Annotated in this window: 19 protein-coding genes and 1 riboswitch; of the genes, 11 read left to right on the forward strand and 8 right to left on the reverse strand. The window is 62.2% G+C overall.

Annotation, left to right across the window (positions count from 1 at the left end; translation table 11 throughout):
• Positions 1–41: 41 nt before the first annotated feature.
• The gene (locus FXN63_RS03335; RefSeq protein WP_148812826.1) at positions 42–701 is read right to left on the reverse strand and encodes a GntR family transcriptional regulator; all 660 of its coding nucleotides are present in this window, start codon (positions 699–701) and stop codon (positions 42–44) included.
• 290 nt (positions 702–991) lie between these two features.
• Between FXN63_RS03335 and FXN63_RS03340 the strand changes: the two genes are divergently transcribed.
• Positions 992–2,053: a sensor domain-containing diguanylate cyclase gene (locus FXN63_RS03340; RefSeq protein ID WP_148812838.1), complete on the forward strand. Its 1,062-nt coding sequence runs from the start codon at positions 992–994 to the stop codon at positions 2,051–2,053.
• Between the two features lie 4 nt (positions 2,054–2,057).
• Here FXN63_RS03340 and FXN63_RS03345 read toward each other — a convergent pair whose 3' ends face one another.
• Entirely contained in the window at positions 2,058–3,065 is a 1,008-nt protein-coding gene (locus FXN63_RS03345; protein WP_148812840.1) for a zinc-binding alcohol dehydrogenase family protein, read from the reverse strand.
• A gap of 109 nt (positions 3,066–3,174) precedes the next feature.
• Here FXN63_RS03345 and FXN63_RS03350 point away from each other — a divergent pair, with 109 nt between their 5' ends.
• Positions 3,175–4,089, forward strand: a complete 915-nt coding sequence (locus tag FXN63_RS03350) for a LysR family transcriptional regulator (protein WP_148812842.1) — start codon at positions 3,175–3,177, stop codon at positions 4,087–4,089.
• A gap of 74 nt (positions 4,090–4,163) precedes the next feature.
• Here the strand turns inward: FXN63_RS03350 and FXN63_RS03355 are convergent, their stop codons facing one another.
• Complete coding sequence (locus FXN63_RS03355) at positions 4,164–4,487, reverse strand: EthD family reductase (protein ID WP_148812844.1); 324 nt, start codon at positions 4,485–4,487, stop codon at positions 4,164–4,166.
• A gap of 377 nt (positions 4,488–4,864) precedes the next feature.
• Between FXN63_RS03355 and FXN63_RS03360 the strand changes: the two genes are divergently transcribed.
• Both FXN63_RS03360 and FXN63_RS03365 read left to right on the forward strand, forming a co-directional pair.
• A complete protein-coding gene (locus FXN63_RS03360) occupies positions 4,865–5,764 on the forward strand; it encodes a hypothetical protein (RefSeq protein ID WP_148812846.1) in 900 nt (299 codons plus the stop codon).
• A gap of 132 nt (positions 5,765–5,896) precedes the next feature.
• Positions 5,897–6,385, forward strand: a complete 489-nt coding sequence (locus FXN63_RS03365; RefSeq protein ID WP_148812848.1) for a hypothetical protein — start codon at positions 5,897–5,899, stop codon at positions 6,383–6,385.
• Positions 6,386–6,411: 26 nt separating this feature from the next.
• Here the strand turns inward: FXN63_RS03365 and mntP are convergent, their stop codons facing one another.
• Complete coding sequence (gene mntP, locus FXN63_RS03370) at positions 6,412–6,978, reverse strand: manganese efflux pump MntP (RefSeq protein ID WP_148812850.1); 567 nt, start codon at positions 6,976–6,978, stop codon at positions 6,412–6,414.
• Positions 6,979–7,036: 58 nt separating this feature from the next.
• Positions 7,037–7,172, reverse strand: a riboswitch (yybP-ykoY riboswitch).
• Between the two features lie 316 nt (positions 7,173–7,488).
• On the opposite strand from mntP, the gene FXN63_RS03375 reads away from it, so the two are divergent.
• Positions 7,489–7,899, forward strand: coding sequence for a hypothetical protein (locus tag FXN63_RS03375; RefSeq protein ID WP_148812852.1), 411 nt, complete (start codon positions 7,489–7,491; stop codon positions 7,897–7,899).
• Between the two features lie 172 nt (positions 7,900–8,071).
• Entirely contained in the window at positions 8,072–9,751 is a 1,680-nt protein-coding gene (locus FXN63_RS03380) for a phosphoethanolamine transferase (protein ID WP_187395091.1), read from the forward strand.
• Positions 9,752–9,776: 25 nt separating this feature from the next.
• Here the strand turns inward: FXN63_RS03380 and FXN63_RS03385 are convergent, their stop codons facing one another.
• The 3 genes from FXN63_RS03385 to FXN63_RS03395 all read right to left on the reverse strand — a co-directional run bounded on the left by FXN63_RS03385 (position 9,777) and on the right by FXN63_RS03395 (position 14,631).
• Entirely contained in the window at positions 9,777–10,976 is a 1,200-nt protein-coding gene (locus FXN63_RS03385) for an FAD-dependent monooxygenase (protein ID WP_148812856.1), read from the reverse strand.
• Positions 10,977–11,117: 141 nt separating this feature from the next.
• Positions 11,118–12,512 (reverse strand): MFS transporter, encoded by a 1,395-nt coding sequence (locus tag FXN63_RS03390; protein WP_148812858.1) that lies wholly within the window; start codon positions 12,510–12,512, stop codon positions 11,118–11,120.
• The gene (locus FXN63_RS03395) at positions 12,502–14,631 is read right to left on the reverse strand and encodes a TonB-dependent receptor (protein WP_148812860.1); all 2,130 of its coding nucleotides are present in this window, start codon (positions 14,629–14,631) and stop codon (positions 12,502–12,504) included. Before FXN63_RS03395 ends, FXN63_RS03390 begins: the two co-directional genes overlap by 11 nt.
• Before the next feature lie 99 nt (positions 14,632–14,730).
• On the opposite strand from FXN63_RS03395, the gene FXN63_RS03400 reads away from it, so the two are divergent.
• The 3 genes from FXN63_RS03400 to FXN63_RS03410 all read left to right on the forward strand — a co-directional run bounded on the left by FXN63_RS03400 (position 14,731) and on the right by FXN63_RS03410 (position 17,416).
• The gene (locus FXN63_RS03400) at positions 14,731–15,693 is read left to right on the forward strand and encodes a helix-turn-helix transcriptional regulator (RefSeq protein ID WP_148812862.1); all 963 of its coding nucleotides are present in this window, start codon (positions 14,731–14,733) and stop codon (positions 15,691–15,693) included.
• Between the two features lie 58 nt (positions 15,694–15,751).
• Entirely contained in the window at positions 15,752–16,447 is a 696-nt protein-coding gene (rutR, locus tag FXN63_RS03405; protein WP_148812864.1) for an HTH-type transcriptional regulator RutR, read from the forward strand.
• A gap of 306 nt (positions 16,448–16,753) precedes the next feature.
• On the forward strand, positions 16,754–17,416 hold the full coding sequence (locus FXN63_RS03410; protein WP_148812866.1) for a hypothetical protein: 663 nt from the start codon (positions 16,754–16,756) through the stop codon (positions 17,414–17,416).
• A 68-nt stretch (positions 17,417–17,484) separates the two neighbouring features.
• On the opposite strand, the gene FXN63_RS03415 is transcribed toward FXN63_RS03410, so the two are convergent.
• Positions 17,485–18,261: an SDR family NAD(P)-dependent oxidoreductase gene (locus FXN63_RS03415; protein ID WP_148812868.1), complete on the reverse strand. Its 777-nt coding sequence runs from the start codon at positions 18,259–18,261 to the stop codon at positions 17,485–17,487.
• A 190-nt stretch (positions 18,262–18,451) separates the two neighbouring features.
• Here FXN63_RS03415 and FXN63_RS03420 point away from each other — a divergent pair, with 190 nt between their 5' ends.
• A complete protein-coding gene (locus FXN63_RS03420) occupies positions 18,452–19,447 on the forward strand; it encodes a LysR family transcriptional regulator (protein WP_148812870.1) in 996 nt (331 codons plus the stop codon).
• Entirely contained in the window at positions 19,444–20,979 is a 1,536-nt protein-coding gene (locus FXN63_RS03425) for an NAD(P)-binding domain-containing protein (protein WP_148812872.1), read from the forward strand. Before FXN63_RS03420 ends, FXN63_RS03425 begins: the two co-directional genes overlap by 4 nt.
• Positions 20,980–20,993: the final 14 nt, after the last annotated feature.

Below are 20,993 nucleotides of genomic sequence, written 5' to 3' on the forward strand. Positions count from 1 at the left end.
GCCTCGCAGCAGTCGGCCGAAGACGGAATAAATACTGCCGTTCAGCTTTCCTGCAAGGCCTGCTGGGTATGTTCGATGTGCTGTTCCAGCAGGTCAACCGCCAGGCTCACATCGCGCGCCATGCAGGCCTTCAGCAGTGCGCGATGCTCGGATTGCGGCAGCTTGCGGCCTATCTGATAGGACTGGCGTGCGCGCATGTGGATGCCAGTGCCACGCACCAGTTCCTCGATCATTTTCAGTAGCTTGGGTTTGGCGCAAGGCCGGTACAGGCACAGGTGGAATTCAAGATTGAGTTCTGCCCAGTCCAGCGGTGAATCGCTGGCGTCATACTTTGCCATGATCGCGCGCGCGGCTTTGTGGTCAGCCGTCTTCATCAAAGGAATGGCCAGCTTCAATGCACGGGTTTCCAGACCGATGCGGATGTCCAGCGTCTCGATCAGTTCGTCCACCGACAGGCTGGCCACGATCGAGCCTTGGTGCGGGGTGTGGGCAACCAGGCCTTCGGCTTGCAGCCGCTTGAGTGCTTCGCGCACAGGGATGCGGCTGACGCCGAACCGTTTGGCCAGCGCCTCTTGTTTGAGCTGCACGCCAATACCCAGCTCGCCTGACAGGATCAGATCACGCAAGGCCAAGGTGACTGCATCGGCAGACAAGACATGTCCGGGCGCGGCGGGCGCCGACGCTTGCTTGAGTTCAACCATCTGCATTCCAGGTCCACTGAGTCGAGCGGGCATCTTACTGGGGTTGCTGCATTGTGTTGCCGCATCGATATGCATTCAGGATCCATCATTGCATCCGATCAAGACTGGGCCGCTATCTATTTTCCAGACGTATACCTATGGCCGCCGTGTGCGCATGGCCTCAGACCACGGATGCGTCAGGCTGTGCCCACGCTTTGCCGCTTATCGGTTATGCATCGAAGATGCATTTTTCATGCGGGTTTTCAGTACCATAGGCGTGGCCTTCCCGGCCTTTCTTACGGTTTTCATCGATGAACTTTCCCGCTGTCGTACTGATCGCAGCAATCGCCTTTCTGGTAGGTATTGGCGCTTGCTGGTGGGTCTTGGGACGGTGGTACGCCACCAGGCTTGCCCAGGCCACTGCCAGATCCGACAAGGCCTTGCACGAACTGGAAGACAAGCTGGATTGGTATTCCAAGACCATGTCCTTCGCTGACATCGGCATCTGGGAATGGACGGTCGCCACGGAAAGCTGGCGCTGGTCCGACGAGCTGTATCGTCTGTTCGGCCTGGTGCCGGGCAAGGACGTTCCCGACACCAAGCGTTTCTTCGCGCAACTTCATCACGACGATGCAGCGGAAGTGTTGTGGCGTGAAATGGCGTGTGCGGCTGGCAACGCACCCTTGCGTGTCGAATATCGCTATTTCCTGCCCTCTGGCGAGATGCGGTGGATGCGTGGTGGTGGTGATGTGCTGCGTGACGCGGACGGCAAGATCGTGCGCATGATGGGCGTGGTGATCGATATCACCGACGAGAAGCGCAGACTTTCGCAGACCTCGAATCTGGCCAACTACGACGAGCTGACCGGTTTGCCGACGCGGGCTTACTTCATGCGTCAGCTCGATGGTTTCATCAAGGCGTCTTTCGGCACCCGGCATGCGGTGGCCGTGGCGATCATCGACCTGCTGGCGTTCAAGCAGATCAACGATGTGCATGGGCACCTGATCGGTGATCGGGTGCTGCAGCAGGTGGCGCAGCGGCTGCGCCGCGCCACGCGTGCTGAAGATGTGGTGTGTCGCATCGGTGGCGACGAGTTTGCGCTGCTGTTCAATGTCGACGGCGAGGATCAGTCCGCCGTGCAGGCGTTCGTCTGGCAGGTCATTGCCACCACCTTCCTTCCGATGGACATCAATGGCATGACATTCGAGGTTGGCGCAAGCGTTGGCATCAGCATCTATCCCACGCTTGCTTCCACCTTGGAGTGCCTGCTGACGACGGCGGACCACGCCGTGCAGCAAGCCAAAACACGGGTAGGCCCCTTGGAACTCGTGACCTACGCGGCCAGCGAGACGCCTGCTGCACGCGAAGCGTAGCCGCTCAGAACCCCGCCAGCACCACTTTGCCGCGTGCACGATTGCTTTCCAGCAGCGCATGGGCGCGGCGCAGGTTGGCAGCGTTGATGGTGCCGAAGGTCTCGGCCAGCGTGGTCTTCAGCACGCCCTCGTCGAGCAGGGCAGATACGCGCTCCAGCAGTTTGTGCTGCGCGATCATGTCGGGTGTCTCGTAGATCGACCGGGTGAACATCAGTTCCCAGTGCAGCGAAATGCTCTTTGATTTCAGCGGGCGTGCATCCAGTGTTTCCGGGTCGTCGATCAGCGCCAGTCGGCCTTGCGGCAGCAGGGCGTCGATGATCTGCGTGTAGTGGCTGTCGGTGTGCGTCAGGCTGGCCACCATGTCCACTTGCGGCAGGCCGGCCTTGTTGAGTGCGTCGGCCAGCGGCTGGGTGTGGTCGATGACATGATGCGCACCCAGTTCACGGACCCAGTCTGCCGTCTCGGGCCGGGAGGCGGTGCCGATGACCGTCAGCTTGGTGAGCTTGCGTGCCAGCTGCGTCAGCATGGAACCCACGCCGCCGGCTGCACCGACGATCAACAGGCTCTGACCCTCGCCGCCGCCTTCCTGCACGCCCAGACGGTCAAACAGCAGTTCCCAGGCGGTGATCGAGGTCAGCGGCAGTGCAGCGGCTTGGGCGTCATCAAGGCTGCGCGGCTTGTGGCCGACGATGCGTTCATCCACCAGGTGATATTCGCTGTTGGTGCCCGGCCGCAGGATGGACCCGGCGTAGAACACGGCGTCTCCGACCTTGAACAGGCTGACATCGGCACCGACTGCCTGCACTACACCGACGGCATCCCAACCCAGCACGCGCGGCTCTGTCACGGCCGAGTTCTTGCGGATCTTGGTGTCCACGGGATTGACCGACACCGCATGCACGTGCACCAGCAAGTCGCGCGGTCCGGGCACCGGCGTGGGCAGATCGATGTCGATCAGGGACTGCGGATTGTCGATGGGCAGACCGTTCTGGGTGTAGGCAATGGCTTTCATATGTATGTCCGTTGAAGAGAAGTGGTGAAGTGCATGACCGCATCATCCACCTCGTCGGCTTGTTGAAAAATAGGCAAAATAAGTCAACACTTTCTGCAAAACAGTGAAAATGCTACGCATCGATGATCTGCAGTTGTTTGTGCGCTCGGCAGCGCTGGGTGGTTTTTCCGATGCCGCCCGTGAGGCCGATCTGTTGCCGGGTCAGGTCAGTGCCGCCATCAAGCGACTGGAGCGTGACCTGGACATTCGTCTGTTTGCACGCTCGACCCGCAGCTTGCGGCTGACGGCCGAGGGCGCGCGTTATCTGCCTTATGCGCAACGTGTGTTGGCAACCCTGCGCGAAGGCCAGGAACAACTGCACGACGATTGCAGCGAACTCAGCGGTCAGCTGCTGATCGCCGCACCGTCCGACTTGGGCCGCAACGTATTGCTGCCGTGGTTCACAGCGTTTCGGCGGCAGCATCCCAAGCTCACCATGCGCCTGTCTTTCTCGGACCGGGTGACCGATGTGTTTCGTGATCCGGTGGATGTGGCCATCCGTTATGGCGAGTCCGAAGACGCCAGCTACGTGGCGCTGCCGCTGGCTCCGCGCAATCGCCGGGTGCTGGTCGCATCCCCTGACTATCTGCAACGACGCGGCCATCCGGCTTCGCTGGATGCACTGGCGCAGCACGACTGCCTGTTGTACCTGATGCGCGACCGGGTCTATGACAAATGGGCCTTTGTGGTCGATGGTCAGCGGCGCACGGTCAATGTGCGCGGGCCTTTCCAGAGCGACAACGCAGACGTGGTGCGACGCCTGGCGCTGGAGGGCGAGGGCATCATCTACAAGTCCTGGTTGGATGTCAGCGATGATGTGCGCGCCGGCCGGCTGACGCTGTTGCAGGGGGACTGGCTGGGTGACCCGACACCCCTGTCGCTGGTGTGTCCGCACCGCAAGCAGTTTTCGCCTGCGGTGCAGGTGCTGCATCAGTTGCTGCGGCAGAAGTGTAAGGCGCTGAGCGCAGGTATGCCGGACGCATAGCCGCCGTCAGCGCCATGGCAGCAAGTACCGGCCGCGCTGCATTGCCAGTCAACGCAGCACGCCCGATCCCTCATTCAAGCGCTGCGCTCAACCACCACCGCGCTGATCTGCTGGATGGGTATCAGATCGGTGTAGTTGGCGATATCCGCGCCGATCTCGGCCGCGTGCGGTGCGATGCCTGCCGTCAGGTCATCTAGCGAATCGCAATACACATGGCACATCGCCACATAGGCCGGCGGGCTGCCCGGCTCGGTGCCGCCAAGACCTCGCTCCACCGTGTAGTACTTGCAGTACTTGCCCATCCGGCTTTTCAACATGGGCATGTGCTGGTCACGGTAGTAGTCGTGATCGAAGCGTGCGCCTTCTTGGTAGGGGTACATCACACTGAGTTTGATCATGGATTGTCCTGGGCAAAAAAAGGCTGGAATCACGGCGCTTCAAAGATAGCTCATGTCCTTGTCCGTGTTTGCGGCACACCAGAAAATCCTGCCGATACAGGAACGTGTAAGGGTCGGGAACGCGCCTTGCAGATAGGCGGCATACCCACCCGATCGACGTAAGCACGTCGAACACCCACCCAGTTGGATCAACGGCGGTGGACAACTTTCTGGAGAAACTTCATGCCATCCATCCTGCTTTGGCTTCTCGGTGTGCCAATCCCCATCATTCTTTTGCTCTGGTTCATCTTCTGATACCGCGCTTGAGCACGGCGGGGCGCGTGCAACGCAGCTCCCCGATCCGCCAGATCCACGACTGAAGAAAAATCGAGAACAACATGTCTAGTACAACTACGCACCCGGCTGCTTACCCCACACGGGGCAACGTCGAATCGGCGGTGTCCGCCGTATCGTGGGGCGCCGTGATTGGCGGCGCATTCGTGGCAGCTGCGCTGTCACTGGCACTGCTTGCGGCAGGGACCGCATTGGGCTTTGCAACCAGCTCGCCTTGGCGAGATTCCGGTGCAAGCGCCACCACCATTGGGGTAGGCGCAATCGTCTGGCTGATCATCGTGCAGATCGCATCTGCTGGGATGGGCGGCTACGTGGCTGGTCGCCTGCGTACCAAGTGGGTCGATGTGCATGCAGGTGAAGTCTATTTCCGTGATACCGCACACGGCCTGCTGGTCTGGGCAGTGGGTGCGGTGATCGGTGCCTTGCTGATCAGCTCGGCTGCTACTTCGTTCATCGGTGGTGCTGCCAAGCTGGCTGGCGGCGCTGCTGCCGGTGTGGGTGGCGCGGCTGTGACTGCAGTCGGTGCCGCTGCGCAAAATGCGCCGTCTGCTGACTACCTGACCGACACGCTGTTCCGTCGCGATACGCAGGACGCCGCCAACGCGCCCAGCATGGCTGATGCACGTGCGGAAGTCGGCCGTATCCTGACCACCAGCCTGGCTAATGGCGAGATGACCGCTGAAGACAAGGCCCAGGTCACGCGCATCATTGCACAGCAAACGGGTGTGGATCAGGCCACGGCTGAAAAGCGCATCAATGACCTGACCGAGAAGGCCAAGGCCACGGCTGCGCAAGCCAAGCAGAAGGCGCAGGAAGCTGCTGACGCTGCACGCAAGGCTGCCGCCGCTGCTGCACTGTGGATCTTCGTCTCGCTGCTGGTGGGTGCGCTGAGTGCTTCCTACTTGGCAACGGTCGGTGGTCGTGCTCGTGATCGGATGAACTGATCGTTGAAACTTCCTTGGTGGGCACCCAGCCTGCCTTTGAAGATCATGGCCCCACACGCGCAAGCGGTGGGGCCATTTTTCATGCGAGCATGCGTTGATGGTTTGTCTGCCCATCACCAACAAACAAGGCCTATGCAAACACCGCTCTGGTTGGACATCGTCTTATTTTTGATCGGCATGGCGATGATGGTGCTGATCTTCTACGGCTTCATCCGGCTTGGTCGCCGTGTAATGCGCAAGCCTACCGAACTGGCGTTCGTGGGGCGTATGAAGGGGCCATCGGTGCCCGTGGCAGCGAGTTTCACTGGGCTGACGTTTTTGCCTTGGGTGGCCATTACGTCAAACAATTTGAACCCGCTGCTGGCGATTCATCCCGACCGTATTGAATACCGCGCGCTGCGGCTTCGCACTCGTCCCATATCCGACATTGCCGATGTCGATGTGCAATTGGCGCGAGGCACGGTCAACCTGGTGTTTCGTTTCCGCGATTCGTCGATGACTTTCATTGCGAACGTGGGGCAGCAGGCGCTGGCGGCGCAGGCCCTGGCTGCGTTGCCGGAAACCGTCAGCCTGACACCGGCCGCGCGCAAGGTCTTGGATAAGGCGGGGCCGGTGACCTGATCAGGGTGCCATATCAGGCTGCAATATCAGGCCGCATGCAGGTGTTGATACACGATGGTTGCGCCGACGATGATCAGCACCACGCCGCCGATCATCTCTGCGCGTTGACCGATTGCCTTGCCCACCACGCGTCCCAGCATGACGCCGACGGTGACCATCAGCATGGTGGCCAGGCCGATGGTGACGGCGGCACTGGCAATGTTCACATCGATGAATGCCAGGCCCACGCCGACAGCAAGTGCGTCGATGCTGGTCGCAAAGGCGGTGACGGCCAATACCCAGAAGGTGTGCTTGGTGGGTTTCTGTTCTGCTTCGTCAGGTTTGCGCAAGCCGGCAAGAATCATGCGGCCGCCAAGCACCAACAACAGCGTGAACGCAATCCAGTGATCCCAGGCCGTGATGTAGCGCGCAGCGCTCAAGCCAATCGCCCAACCGATGACGGGCGTGATGCCTTCGATCACACCAAAGATAAGACCCGTGCGCAGTGCTTCGCGCAGCTTGGGTTTGTGCAGCGTGGCCCCCTTGCCGATCGCTGCGGCAAACGCATCGGTCGACATGGCGAAGGCCAGGAAAATAACAGAAAGGTAATTCACAACAGAAGTTCCGGCCGGGCGTGAGTCCACGACAGCCCGTGCGCCCGACCCCGGCACAAGCTATCGATGGTCTCGCCAGACACCGCGCCGGTTAATACCAGGCCGATGGTGCACGTGCCACGGCAGACGCCGAGAATGTTGACACGCGCGCTTCCGAATTCTTCGAAAGCAGGCTACTCCCCACAGAGGCCCGAATCATACATTTTGAATATGCGATCTGTCACGCAAAAAGATCACGCAAGTGGTTGATTTTAATAAAGAAAGTCAAAACGATGATTAATAGCCTGGGCTAATTTCTCAGCTATCCAACAGGTTATTAGCACGGGTAATCAGAAGCATTTTCAGCTGCCTGTCGGCTTGCACGAATACACCTCGAATTTGTCTCTTGAATTCGGTTTTTCTGCGGGTACACTGCCGCCCATGATTGCACTCCCAACACGTCGATTCATGCGTTCTGCGAACAAGCCGCAGAGACGCGCGACATTTTCTCGATGTGTGGGATGGGCGACGTTGGCATTGCGTTGGGCCTTGCTCTTGTTCGTGGTCTTCGACCAGATGGGAGCCCCCTTGCATGGTCATCGCCATGACTCGGGCATCGACGGCCGTGTGTTGGCGCAGATGCGCCAGACCGATGGCGTGCTGGTGGCCGCCGGCGCTGCTTTTGTAGACCGCTTCGCGCCGAACGGTGTGCATCCGTCGACACCGATCCAGATCCATACGGCCTTGTCCGTGGTGGAAATTCCTTTCAAAGAACCGCTTTCGTCATGGCTCGGCTGGCTGGCCTGGCTGTCTGCGTTCTGGCCCGATTGGCCTGACACCAAGGCAGCATCTGACGACTTTGTCTCGGTCGATTTGCCACCCCCTCGTTGGCATCCTGCCAGTGCGCCGCTGCACACGCGCGCGCCGCCGCTGCGCGCCTGAATCCCTGCTTTCTTGTTGATGCGTCGTTGCGTACTGGTACATGCGTGTGCCGGTGCGCTGCGTCTGACCATACCTGTCCTGCGTGGATGGTGCGTGGTCATTGGTTCAGTGCAAATCCAGGCACACGGCAGCTATTGCGTGCCGCATGTCTGGCCGGCTAGACGAGTATGTGATGACTTTTTCCCTGTATGCCAAAGATGGATCCGGCCCGCCACGCGCGGATCGACAGACGCGCTGGTTGATGGCGGTGGCTTTGATGGCGATTACCACGGTGTTCATCGTCAACGGGCACGATGGGCGGCGCTTATTGCAAATGTGCGCGCTGGTCTTGCCGGTCGTTGCATGGCAGTTGTGGCCGGTACGCCATGTGGCATGGCGCACCCTGCGGGCCTTGGTCACCTGGTTGGTGACCGTAAGCTTCGTGATCGATGGTGCCGTGCGTGCCTACATCTCCAACACCTATCAGGCCGCACCCGATGGGTCGATGGTCTTGGGGGCAATCGCCAATACCAGTCGTTCGGAAAGTGCGGAATATTTGCAGATGTACTGGCAACAATGCCTGACAAGTGCGATTGCCGTGCTGGTTGCGGTGGTGTTGCTTGGCGTGTGCGTTCGTTTGGGCGCACGGCCGCCAGCAGCCAGCAGCGCCGACCGTATGGCGATGGGAAAAGGTGGGCGTCGCGTGCTGGGTGCGGCACTGGCCGCATGCCTGATGGTCAGCGCGCTGGGGTACATCAGCAAGCCCTGGCGTCGTCTGCATCCGATGGTGTTCTGGCCTGCCTGGAGTGAATCGGTGGCAGGCGTGCGTGCCAGTTGGCATCACCAGGAAACCGCGCGCCAATATGCATTGAACGACGCCATCGCCGCAAAACCCACGCTGGGAAACAACGATCCTGCGACGGTGGTGCTGGTGATTTCCGAGAGCATCAATCGCGACAATCTGGGCGTGTACGGCTATGCGCGGGCCACCAGCCCTGCAATGGCTGCACAGAAGCAGGTGCTGGCCGATCAATTGTTGAAGATGCGCAATGCGTGGTCGGTTGAAGCGACCACGATTCCTTCCTTGCAAGGCATGCTGCACTTGCGCAATGAAGAGCCGTCGCCGCTGCACATACTTGCGCTGGCGCGCGCGGCTGGCTTCAAGGTCTGGTGGATCGGCAATCAGGACGATGTTGCTATCGAGAACCTGCACGCCAAGCTTGCCGACGAAGTTGAACTGGTGAATCGCACACCGGGCCGAGCCAGCGCTTCGCCCGATACCGCCGTGCTGGCCCCGATGCGTGCCGCCATGGCTGATCCCAGTCCGCGCAAATTGATCGTGGTGCATCTGATCGGCGCGCATCCGCATTACTTGCTGCGGTTCCCGAAAGGCGCGAATCCGTTCGATCACGCCGATGATGCGGTAGACCAGGCCATGCGCGAACAGGGGCGTGCTGCCTGGGTGCGCGAGTTTCGACAAGACTACGATGCCGCCTTGCTCAATCACGATAGTGTGATGGCCGAACTGTTGACCACCTGCCAAAAAGGTGCAAAGCCAAAGGAGTATCGGGCCTGGATGTTCCTGTCGGATCATGGGCAGGAAGTTGGCCATGTGATGAACCATGCCGGCCATAGTCAATCCACCCCGGCCGGTTATCGGATTCCTGCTTTCATCTGGCAGAACACGCCGCGCCACGCCCTGCCCGCAGGGGTAAGTGAACGGCCGTTCCGGGCAGACTGGGCCAGCATGACGCTGGCCGGTCTGATGGACATTCGATGGGACGGGTATCAGCCGTCGCAGGATGTGTTGAACGCCGGCTACCAGTGGCAAGCGCCGACCTTGGGCACGCCGATCAAGTCGTTTGTGGATTGAAGGGGTGAGCGAGCACGAGTGACGCTTATCGCAGGGCTGCCATCGCCTCTGCCTCGGACTTCAAGCCGCTCAGGAAGAAGCGTTTGATCATCACGCCCGGCATGGCGCGCAGTGCCAGGTTGCGCAGGTGGAAGGCCCATGCGGTGGCGGGCACGAATGCTGGCGCAAGCTTGCGGCTGCGTTGCTGCAGTTTCAGCACCGACGGCCGCAAGCGCGCGTCGTGGGTGCTGAGTGCGGCATCCAGTTGCGTGGCATTGGGCGTCTGGCCATGCCCGGCCGCGCGCTCCAGTTCGTTTGCCAGCACGCTTGCCGAGGCCAGCGCCATGCCTGCACCCTGGCCGGAGATCAGCGACAGACTGTGGGCTGCGTCACCCAGCATCACCACCCGTTGGCTGCGCCACGATGGCAGTTCCACCATCGCCAGGTCGTCGATGACCAGCTCGGCATCGGGTTCGAGCGCAGCCAGGGTGGCGCGCACGAACGGGTGGCTGCGGGTGCTCAGGCTTTGCAGTAATGCGCGTCGCTCGGTTGGGGGAACAAAGCCATCGACTTGGCTGCGCCATACGTGCAGCGCGGCCAGCCGGCCTTGGGTCAATCCGTAGTATTCGCTTTGAATGCCGGGTTCGGGGTACGAGATGAAGCCTTCGCCCAGACTGCCGGCGTCGGGCACGTCGTAGGCGGCGTAGCGGTAGCCAAGCGGACGCAGGCATGCCGCATCGGGCACGAACACCTGTCGACGCAAGGTGGAGTGCACGCCATCTGCGCCGATCAACAGGTCTGCGTCTAGTTGACTGCCATCGGACAATTGCACGCCGATGCCGGTGTCCCGGTTGTCGAATGCGGTGATCGTGGTGTTCAGGCGCAAGTCGGTACAGCCGGCAGTTTCTTCGTGCAGGATGCGAACCAGTTCGGTACGGCGCAGCGTGATCCACTCGATGCCGGTCAGCAGATTCCGATAGTCGACACGCAAGATGTCGCGGTCGTTGCGGCTGCGATAAATGTGCGGGCCTCGGTCGGGATAGGCCACCGTTTGCAGGCGCGGCACCAGGCCCATTTTTCGCACCGTGGCCAGGCCCGGGCCAGACAGGCCCATCATGTGACCGCTGTCGCGCAAGTGGGGCGCGCGCTCGACCACCACGGTGCGCCAGCCGGCACAATGCAACCACCAGGCGGCGGCCAGGCCGGCAATGCCAGCGCCGCTGATCACGGCGAGGGGAGAACTCATGAGATATCTTCCAGAAAGTCGGGGAAGCGAAGGGGAAACTCAGGGCACGGGCTGATCGAATTGGGGAAGCGATGCCAGGCTGTGCGCGCATTGGCTTGCATGGGCGCTGGTATGTCCCTGTTTGGTCATTTGTCTTGCCGTTTATTTGTTTGCGCGTGTGGTTGTTCTTGTGTTCATTCCTGCATTCGTTCCTGCATTCGTTCCTGCATTCATTCGCATCCACCGCGCCGCACCCACACCCGCACACGTTGACAAGGCCGCGGCCAGACCCAGGCACAACGCGTATCCGCCCTGTTGCGCAAGCCAGCCGCCTGCCATGCCGCCGAGCATGGCGATCATCGCGTCGGCGCACTGGAACAAGGTGAAGTCCAGACCGGCTTGGCGGGGTGACACCAGCCCCATCAAAAACGCGTAGATGGCGACAAACCCACTGGCCATCACGGCGAACAAGACGCCCGTCAATACGATCAGCGTGTCCAGGCTGGCGATGGGGGCGGCAACAGCCAATGCCAGCAAGGCGAGCGCTTGCATGCCAAGCACGCAGGGCACGGCGCGGGATGCCCCCAGTTGCCGCACCAGCAGACCGCCCAGCACCGTGCCGCCCAGGCCGGCACCGATACCCATCACGCCGTGCACGGTGCCCAGCAATGCGAGGCTGGCACCGCGATCGATCAGCAGCGGACCCAGCATGCCGCTGGCCAGCCGGATGCCCGCGCCCAGGCAAAGCACCAGCACCAGACCATGACGAATATCCCGGTTCATCCATGCCGCGCGCAGACTCGGACGATGACGGGTTTGCTCAACCGCGCGCGGTGCTTCGGACACACCCAGCAGCGGCAAAGTCAGCAGTGCAATGCATACGCTCATCACCGCCATGGCGGCCGGCCAGCCATAGCGGGAAGCCAGCAGCAGAAAGCCGCTGCCGCCAATCGCAATGCCTACGTAGCTGCCACCTACCTGGGCCACGTTGCCCCAGCCGCGTTGGCGCGTGGGAAGCTGGTCGATGGCATAACCGTCGCAGGCAATGTCGATGCTGGCGGCAAGCATGGCGGCCAACAGCAGGCTGGCCATCAAGCCCAGTGTGGGCACGCCAAGTGGTGTGCCGGCCGGGGCGGGATACCAGGCACCAGCCGCCGCCAGCGCCAGCAGGCAGGCAGCCAGCAACCATTGGCCGATCAACACGATGCGGCGCGAACGCCGTTCTGCCTTGCCCGCTGGCAAGCGCCAGCGTTCGACTGCCGGTGCCCACAGAAACTTCAGCGCCCACGGCAGCATGAACAAGGAAGCGAGTCCCACCAGCTGCAGCGAAGCACCCGCAGCACGCAGCAAACCGGGCATCGACTGCATGGCCACGCCGGTGACCAGGCTTTGTGCCACGTAGATGCCGCCGATGGCGGCAAGCAGACGGCTCAACCCGTTCGCGTCCTTGCCTGCGTCCGGCGAACCAGGCTTGGCATCCGGTGCATGTCCAGCCTGGTCGTGCGGGTCCGATCCGTGCAAGGCCTGCACGCGCAGATCCGACGCGTCAGTACGCATACGACACGGTCATGCCCAGTGTGCGGCCGGTGGCACGCTGGGCGAAGTTGCCCATCGGCCCGCCTGCGAAGCCATAGGTGCGGTATTGCCGGTCGGTCAGGTTGTGCGCGTAGACCGTCAGTTCGACATTGGGCTGCACGCGCCATGCGAGCGACGCATCAGCCACGGTGTACGCCCCTTGTCGCAAGGTGTTGGCGGTGTCGAAGTATTGGGCCCCGGTGCTGCGCACGGTCAGGCGCGGTCGCATCATGCCCAGGCGGGTGGGCACAGAGCCTTTCACGCTGAACGACAGGCCATGGCTGGGGGCGAAAGGCACGTCGTTGCCCTGGCAGTTGGCGCACAGTGCCGGGTCGTCGTAGCGGCGGAAGCTGGCGTCGTTGACGAAGCCGGCAAGACCCAAGGTCCACACGGGATTCACATCCCATTCCAGGTCGAATTCCGCGCCGTTCGAACGCGAGTCTCCGGCGTTGCGCAGTGTCTGCGTGCCGGCTGCGGCGTCGCCCCGATACAGCTGCACGTCTTTCACGTCGATGCGGTACAGCGCAAAACTGCCGCGCAAGGCCCCGCTGGTGTAGCGCGCCCCGGCCTCGTAGCTGATGGCCGTTTCGGGTTGGTATGCAGCACTGTCGGCAGCGCTGGACGGTGCCAGATTGAAGCCGCCCGGCTTGTAGCCTTGCGACAGGTTGGCGTATGCGCGCCATTGCGAATCAAGCCGATAGCCCGCCGACAGGCGGCCCAGCACACGGTCGCCTTCGGTCTGGCTGGCCCCCGAAAAACCTGCGGGCTGGAAGGTGTTGAAGTCCAGTGCCGAGCCTGCAAACACCGTTTTCGCCTTGTCACGCGAGGCACGCAGCCCGGCCGACAGATCCAGCGCCGATGTTGCGTGCCAGGTCACGTCGCCATAGATGGCATAAGACTGGCTTTCGTTGTGTGAACGCGTGGTCAGCGCGTTGGCCGTCATCGGCGTTTTCAGGTCGTTGATGTAAGTGCGGGTCTGGTCGGTGCTTTGTCGATACAGGCCGAACACGCCATCCCAGCTGCGCCCGGGTGCCTTGGTGGCCAAACGCAATTCCTGCACATCCTGACGCCAGTCTTCCGGTTGCTGCGAGAAGTACGGGCCCAGCGCAAAACGCCGCTCGATATCCACCGTCTGCCGTGCCGCCATCGCGGTCAGTCGCCAGTCACCCAGGTCGTAGCTGCCGGTCAGTGCCTGGCTGTCGGTGCAGCGGCGCATGTAGGGGTCGGCAAACTGTGCGGGCATGCCCGCCATGATGTAGGTCTGGCGGCTGCCTGGGTCATCAAAAGGCACGTAGCTGTCTTGTGTCGCCCGCGTGCAGTCGCGGCCCACGGACAAACCGGCTTGCCAAGGCGCGCCAGCGGGAGCCAGGCGCAGCTTCACCGTACCGGTCTCGGATCGAAAACCGCCTTGATCGTCCGCACCCGTGGCCGGATTGTGCAGGTCACCCGGCGCATCTGATTTGGCGAGCGATACCGAGGCATACAACATGTCTTTCACCAGCGGACCGGCGACCTCGCCTTGCAACTGATGTCCGCCCCGGCTGGACACACCGCCCAGCACGTTGAAGCGGGTTTCGTTGTCCGGTTGGCGGGTGACGATGTTCAGTACGCCGCCTTGTGCGCTTTTGCCGTAAAGCGTTGCTTGCGGGCCCTTCAGCAACTCGACCCGCTCGACCCCGATCAGCGGCTGCGACGCGAACACCGGCAGTTGCGGAATGCCATCCACATACACGGTCAGTGCCGGGTTGTAGAAGTCCTGTGCCGAGGTGATGCCACGTACCCCGATCACCGAATACAGCAGCGAACCGCTGGACGACATCTGCACGCCGGGCAGTACCCGCGCCAGATCGAAGGTACTGGCAACCTGTGCGTCGTCGAGGTCGGGCTGTTCGATGACCGTGACGGCGCCGTTGATGCTGGCAAGCGACTGCTCGCGTTTGCTGGCGGTCACGGTGATGGGGCGCAAGGTGCTGGCTTCGGGCTGTGCGTTGCCTGCGGAAGCCGCCTGCGCAAACGCGCCCGAGGACAGCGCCGCGAGCAGCACGGCGGTGCCGGCACGAAGGGGGAAGGGCGCTGAAGTGTGAAAGATATCGGCCGGCATGAATAAGATCTCTTAAAATCTGAATGAGAATTATTCCTGAGAGAGTCGCGGGCGACTGACGATTTCAGGCTGCGGCAAACGGTTTCGGGGCGAAATTGCATGGATTTGGAAAATGGGTCGGTTCAACGGGCGTCGGACGGCGGCTTGCGCGTCAGCGGCCATCGCCTGCTGCCCAGCCTGAGCATCCCTGCCGACTGGAGCCGGATGCTGCGCGTGCACGACCTGCTGGGCGACATCACCATCAGTTGCTGGCATGGCCAGCCCAGCGCAGACCTGGATGTCGAAGCCAACGGTCCGGCCATGTTCTGCATCGGCATCTTCCTGGCGGGCGAGGCGCGCATGGCGCTCGATGGTGGCCCGATGCTGACGGTCAGTTCGGGCATGGCGGTGATCCAGACCGCGAACCGGCCGGCCGTCGGGCGTTTTGCGATGAAGGGCGGTACGCCCATCCGCCTGGTGGATATTCGCTTCACGCCGCAAGGTTTGCTGCACGCGGGTGGGCGACCCTTGATGGCATTGCAGGGGCAGTTCCTGCAAGACTGCAGCCTGCCGCTGGCCAATACGCTGTTGGGTGGTTTTCCGGCCCCGGCCGCATTGCTGCGCGTAGCCACCGACATTCTTGCTTGCGAATATGAAGACGAAGCCATACGCGGGCTGTATCTGCGCGCCAAGGCGCTGGAAGCGCTGGCCCTGGCCTTGAGCACCGTCAGCCAGCCGGCCGAAACACGGGTGGTGTCACGCGAGCGCCGCCAGTTGATGGCAGCGCGCAGTCTGCTGGATGCGCGTTATGCCGAGGATTGGACGCTGGACCGCCTGGCGCGCGCAGTGGGCTTGAACGAAAAGAAATTGCAGGCGGGCTTTCGGGTGATTGCCGGGCGCTCTGTGCATGGGCACCTGCGCGACGTGCGCCTGGCTGCGGCGGCTGCCATGCTGGCCGGTGGTGCCAGCGTGACCGAAACCGCCTACGCAGTGGGCTTTTCCAGCCTGAGCCATTTCAGCAAGGCGTTCCGCGAAACCATGGGCGCTGCGCCGCGAGAGTGGGCAGAAGCCCGGCGCAGTTGAATGGCTGGGACGGTGGGCTGATGGTCTATCCTCTGACCCCTTGAGGAGATCCAACACAATGCCGAAGCCAAGGGTGCCCGATGCGAACAGCGGCCTGTCTGACCAAGCCGTATCTCGCGCCGCCCGTGTATCTCGTGTGTCCCGCGCGGACAAGCCGGTTCGTCCGGACAAGCGTGCGGCGATTCTGGACGCAGCACTTGGCCTGTTCTCCCGCTTCGGGCTGCATGGCACGTCGATCGACCAGGTAGCCACGCGCGCCGAGGTCACCAAGGGCAACCTGCTGTATTACTTCGCCAACAAGGAAGAGCTGTACGTCTCGGTGTTGCGCGACTTGTTGGATGTATGGCTGGCTCCCTTGCGCGAGTTCAGCGTCGATCAGGCTCCCGAACAGGCCATTGGCGACTACATTCGCCGCAAGCTGGCCATGTCACGTGACCGACCAGATGCCTCGCGCCTGTTCTGTCTGGAGATGATCCAGGGTGCGCCTTTGCTGGGCACGATTCTGGATGGTGAACTGCGTACGCTGGTGGAACAGAAGTCGGATGTGATCCGCGCCTGGGTGGCGGACGGAAAACTGGCACCGGTCGATCCGCATCATCTGATCTTTGCGCTGTGGGGCACCACGCAGCACTACGCCGACTTTGCCGTTCAGGTCAGTGCGCTGACCGGCAAGACGCTGAAAGACGTGGCCTTCTTTGCGCAGACGGTAGAGAACGTGCAGCGCATAGTGTTGCAAGGTGTTGCAGTCCGCTGAGCGCAATTGAATCCAAGCTGGATTGCCGCTTTCCGCCCGCTGCCCATCTTCCATGCTTGGGTAATCGACGCCAGCACAAGCATGCCGTTACACCTGTATACCAGTCCTAATAAGTCATTAATATCCAAGTGGTTAATCTGGCAGGCTTAGCCTCGTCCTGATCAAACGTTCCGTTTTCGCGAATGCGCTGTGCCTGTTCATAGGGGCATGACCTCGCTTCCTGCGCGACAGGGAGCATCTCGTTGCCACACGCAAAGTAGTTCGCATGGCAGCGATGAGGTCAAACCGCTTCTATGAGTTGTCATCATGATGAAACGCAATCCGAGCATCGCTTTGTTCGTATTGACCGTTCTGGCCGCCGCCATCGTCGGCGCCCTGACCCCGTCGATCTTCCCTGAAAATCTGTTCTCCGAAGGCGGCCCGATCGAGGAGCTGACCCTGGTGCTGTACGTCGTGGGCATCATCGCCGTGCTGATGGCACCTGGCCGCGTGGTCGGCAAGGTCGACAAACTGGCTACCTGCATCTTGCTCGCCGCGTTCGCCGCACGGGAAATGGACCTGCACACGGCCATGTACGGCACCAGCATTCTGAAAGCCCGCTTCTACAACCGCGATGGCACTGCCGCGCAGATTGCCGGTGCCTTGGCAGTGCTGCTGCCGATCTTCGCGTCCATCGGCTGGTTGCTGGTCAAGCACGGCAAGCAGTGGCTGCGCGCCTTGCGCGAGCGTCAGCCGGCAGCTGTTACCTTCCTGGTTTTCGGGGTGGCGCTGGTCGTTGCCAAGCTCAGCGATCGGGCTCCCGACACCTTGTCTGGCTGGAACATGACGGTGTCGATGACCGTGCGCCACATCATGCAAGGCATTGAAGAAAGCCTGGAAATGTTCCTGCCGATCTTCATTGCGATGGCGGTGTGGCAGGCGGCGCGCTATGCATTGCCGCGCGCTCAGTCGGCCATGCGGGCTGTCTGAATCTGCGTTTTTTAAACGTGGGTGGTTGGATGCGTATTGCCTGAATACGCATCCACGGACACGCTGCCTCAGATGCCGCGTGCCCCCGAGGCCATGAATCCTCCATCGACCGGAATCGCCGTCCCGGTCACGTAAGACGCGGCATCAGACGCCAGGAACGCCACCACGGCCGCCACCTCATCCGTGCTGCCATATCGGCTCATCGGGATCGCCTTGGCATATTCCGCACGGAACTGCGGCGTGTGCATGGTCTCGGTCATGGCGGTGTCGATCGGGCCCGGGCACACCGCGTTCACGGTAACGCCGTGTTCCGCCAATTCCGCCGCAATCTGCCGCGTCAACCCGATCACAGCTGCTTTGGATGTGCCATAGGCCGTACGCCCGCTGCCTACGGCGCGCATGCCGGCGACCGAAGCCAGATTGACGATGCGCCCCCATTTCCGCTCGACCATCATCTGCGCTGCGTACTGGCTGCACAGCATGGTGCCGGTCACGTTGATGTTCATCGTGGCCAGCCAGTTGTCCAGGGGGAACTTCAAGAAGGGGATGACCTTGGCGATGCCGGCGCTGTTCACCAGCACATCGCATCGACCGTGGTCCTGGCGCAAAGCGGCGAAACCTTGTTCGATCGATGCGGGATTGCCCACGTCCATGACCAAGGCAGTGGCTTGGTGGCCAGCCTGCCGCAGTACCTCTGCGCTGCGAGCGGCAGCGTCGCCATCGATGTCGGCAATCACTACTGTCATGCCTTGTTCGGCCAGCAGGCGCACGACCGTCGCGCCGATGCCGCTTGCGCCGCCGGTGACCAGGGCAACACGGTTCTGGGTGTTCAGTTCGTCTGACATGGGCTTCATTTCCTGGAGTGAGCGGTGCAAAAAAGACGCGCGATACGAAGGCGCTATATATAAGTCATGCATCCAGGCATCTGTCTACATAACTAAAAATGCTATCAAAATGCATAAGTTAATTGCTTTGAAGTATTTGTAATACGCATACAAGGCCACCATGATTGCGAATTACGCATGAAGCCGCATCATGGAACTTCGTCAGCTCGAAGCATTTGCAGCCACCTTGTCGACCGGTAGCGTCACGGGGGCGGCTCGCCTGCTCGATCGGTCGCAGCCTGCCATCAGCCGCTCGATTCAAGAGCTGGAAGCCCAGATCGGTTATGCCTTGTTCACGCGCAGCGGACCGCGCGTGACCCCCACCACACAAGGCTTTCTGCTGTATCAGGACGTCGAACGTGCGCTGGGCAGTCTGCGCCAGATCCGTACCCGTGCTGACGAAATCGCGCGTGGTGACGGTGCCCCGATGCGGCTGGCGGCGACCTTTGCCATGTCCAGCGGACTGGTGCCCCTGGCCCTGAAACGCGTTGCCGACCGTCACGGCGCAGGTCACACCCAATTGCGCAGCATGCCGGCCGAACAGGTCGTGCATGCGGTATTGACCGGCACGGCGCAGATCGGTGTCAGCAGCCTGCCGCTGGAACATCGCGGCCTGTGCGTCAATTGGATCGGTCAATCGCGTTGCGTGGTCGCCCTGGCCGAGCACGATCCCCTGGCTGCGCTCGAGGTCGTGCCCTTGGCGGCCTTGGGCGGTCGTCCTCTGGTGACGCTCAGCAACCCGTACCGGCTGCGTCGCCGTCTGGATGCCGCCATGGTGCGCATCGGCAAGGACGTCAGTGCACGCGGGCCGGGCGGCTTGATCGAGACGAATTCTTCGATCAACGCCATGTCTGCGGTACGCGCCGGCCTGGGCGTGTCGGTGCTGGAACCCGTCACCGCTTACGGTGCGCCGATGCAAGGCGTGGCGGTGCGGCCGCTCGATACCGAGATCCCGTATTTTTTTGGTGTCATCACCCCGCAGGCGTCGCCGCTGGAAGAACCCGTGGCCGCGCTGGCCGAGGCCTTGGCCGACGCGGCCGCCGCCTTGTTGCCCGCGTTTGTGCGCCACGACGCATCTGCCCACGCAAGCCTGCTGCAATCGATTTATGACGGCGAAGTCGCCGCCGAACCGGAATCCCCACAATGAGTGCTTCGACCGCATCCCCGCTGGTAGTCAGTCAGGAAACCTCCACGCAAGACGTTTCCGCCAAGCTTCCGACCCCGGCAACGCCGCCAGCGGGTCTGGCTGCGCTGGAGACGCGCGTGCGCCAGGACTTGTCCTGGCTGGAACTGCCGGCCAAGTCCTGGACCGTGCAACGCACGCACGAAGGCCAGCCGGTGCTGGACGTGGCGATCATCGGCGGTGGCATGGCGGGCTCGGCTGCGGTGGCTGCACTGAAGCATGTGGGCGTGAAGGCCGTGGTCTTCGATCGCAGCCCGGCCGGGTTCGAAGGCCCGTGGGCCACGACCGCGCGCATGGAAACCCTGCGCTCGCCCAAACAACTGACCGGCCCGGCGCTCGGCCTGCCCGCGCTGACGTTCCGCGCCTGGTTCGAGGCGCAATTCGGTGTCGAGGCCTGGGACGCGCTGGACAAGATTCCGCGTCTGCAATGGATGGACTACCTGCGCTGGTTCCGTCATGTCTTGCAGCTGGACGTGCGCAACCAGCACAAGGTCACAGCGGTCAAGCCGCGTGCCGACAAGCTGGTGCAGCTTGAACTGGACACCCCGAACGGTGCCATTACCGTCTTCGCCCGTCGTGTGGTGCTGGCCACCGGTCGCGACGGCCTGGGCGCAGGCTGGGCACCGGACTACGCGTTGGCCTTGCCGCGTGACCGCTGGGCGCATTCGTCCGACGTGCTGGACTACAACACCTTGGCCGGCAAGCGTGTGGGTGTGATCGGTGCAGGTTCGTCGGCGATGGACAGCGCAGCAACCGCGCTGGAATCCGGCGCGGCGCGGGTCGACCTGCTGGTGCGTCGCACCGACTTGCCGCGCATCAACAAAGGCAAGGGTGCAGGCAGTCCGGGCATGACCTTCGGCTATCCGATGCTGTCGGACGAATGGCGCTGGCGCATCCGCCACTACATCAACGTGCAGCAAGTGCCGCCGCCGCGTGGCAGCACGCAGCGCGTGTCGCGCAATCCGAATGCGCACTTCCAGCTGGGCTATGCTGCGCGCAATGCCTATGTGGAAAACGACGAAATCGTGGTCGAGACCTCGCAAGGCAAATTCGCTTTCGACTTCCTGGTATTCGCCACCGGTTTCCGTACCAACTGGGAACGTCGCCCGGAATTCGCCGCGCTTGCTCCGCATATCCGCCTGTGGGGTGATCGCTTCACGCCCGATGCATCCGAGGTCGACCAAGAACTGGCCGAGTCGCCCGACCTGGGCCCGGTGTTCGAATTCCTGCCGCGCGACCCCGAGGCCTGTCCCGGTCTGTCGCGGGTGCATTGCTTCTGCTGGCCGGCTGCCGGTACGCACGGCGCAGTGTCGGGCGACATTCCTGCGGTCAGCGACGGCGCGAAGAAACTGGCCCAAGGCCTGGCCGGGCTGTTGTTCGGCGAAGATATCGACACCCACTTCGCGCGCATGGAAGCCTGGGACGACCCCGAGCTGCTGGGCGATGAATGGGTGCCGTCGGCCGTGCCGCCGCCTGCGGTAAAGGGGTCTGCATGAACCATTACCGTGCA

It is taken from the genome of Pigmentiphaga aceris (genome assembly GCF_008119665.1).
Classification (GTDB): domain Bacteria; phylum Pseudomonadota; class Gammaproteobacteria; order Burkholderiales; family Burkholderiaceae_B; genus Pigmentiphaga; species Pigmentiphaga aceris.

Coding starts and splice junctions, on each gene's coding strand:
- FXN63_RS03395 (WP_148812860.1), bottom strand. CDS start 14,631: ATGCCGGCCGATATCTTTCACACTTCAGCGCCCTTCCCCCTTCGTGCC.
- FXN63_RS03340 (WP_148812838.1), top strand. CDS start 992: ATGAACTTTCCCGCTGTCGTACTGATCGCAGCAATCGCCTTTCTGGTA.
- FXN63_RS03355 (WP_148812844.1), bottom strand. CDS start 4,487: ATGATCAAACTCAGTGTGATGTACCCCTACCAAGAAGGCGCACGCTTC.
- FXN63_RS03390 (WP_148812858.1), bottom strand. CDS start 12,512: ATGCGTACTGACGCGTCGGATCTGCGCGTGCAGGCCTTGCACGGATCG.
- FXN63_RS03335 (WP_148812826.1), bottom strand. CDS start 701: ATGGTTGAACTCAAGCAAGCGTCGGCGCCCGCCGCGCCCGGACATGTC.
- FXN63_RS03360 (WP_148812846.1), top strand. CDS start 4,865: ATGTCTAGTACAACTACGCACCCGGCTGCTTACCCCACACGGGGCAAC.
- FXN63_RS03410 (WP_148812866.1), top strand. CDS start 16,754: ATGATGAAACGCAATCCGAGCATCGCTTTGTTCGTATTGACCGTTCTG.
- FXN63_RS03415 (WP_148812868.1), bottom strand. CDS start 18,261: ATGTCAGACGAACTGAACACCCAGAACCGTGTTGCCCTGGTCACCGGC.
- rutR (WP_148812864.1), top strand. CDS start 15,752: ATGCCGAAGCCAAGGGTGCCCGATGCGAACAGCGGCCTGTCTGACCAA.
- FXN63_RS03365 (WP_148812848.1), top strand. CDS start 5,897: ATGCAAACACCGCTCTGGTTGGACATCGTCTTATTTTTGATCGGCATG.
- FXN63_RS03345 (WP_148812840.1), bottom strand. CDS start 3,065: ATGAAAGCCATTGCCTACACCCAGAACGGTCTGCCCATCGACAATCCG.
- FXN63_RS03350 (WP_148812842.1), top strand. CDS start 3,175: ATGCTACGCATCGATGATCTGCAGTTGTTTGTGCGCTCGGCAGCGCTG.
- FXN63_RS03420 (WP_148812870.1), top strand. CDS start 18,452: ATGGAACTTCGTCAGCTCGAAGCATTTGCAGCCACCTTGTCGACCGGT.
- FXN63_RS03385 (WP_148812856.1), bottom strand. CDS start 10,976: ATGAGTTCTCCCCTCGCCGTGATCAGCGGCGCTGGCATTGCCGGCCTG.
- FXN63_RS03425 (WP_148812872.1), top strand. CDS start 19,444: ATGAGTGCTTCGACCGCATCCCCGCTGGTAGTCAGTCAGGAAACCTCC.
- FXN63_RS03400 (WP_148812862.1), top strand. CDS start 14,731: ATGGATTTGGAAAATGGGTCGGTTCAACGGGCGTCGGACGGCGGCTTG.
- FXN63_RS03380 (WP_187395091.1), top strand. CDS start 8,072: ATGACTTTTTCCCTGTATGCCAAAGATGGATCCGGCCCGCCACGCGCG.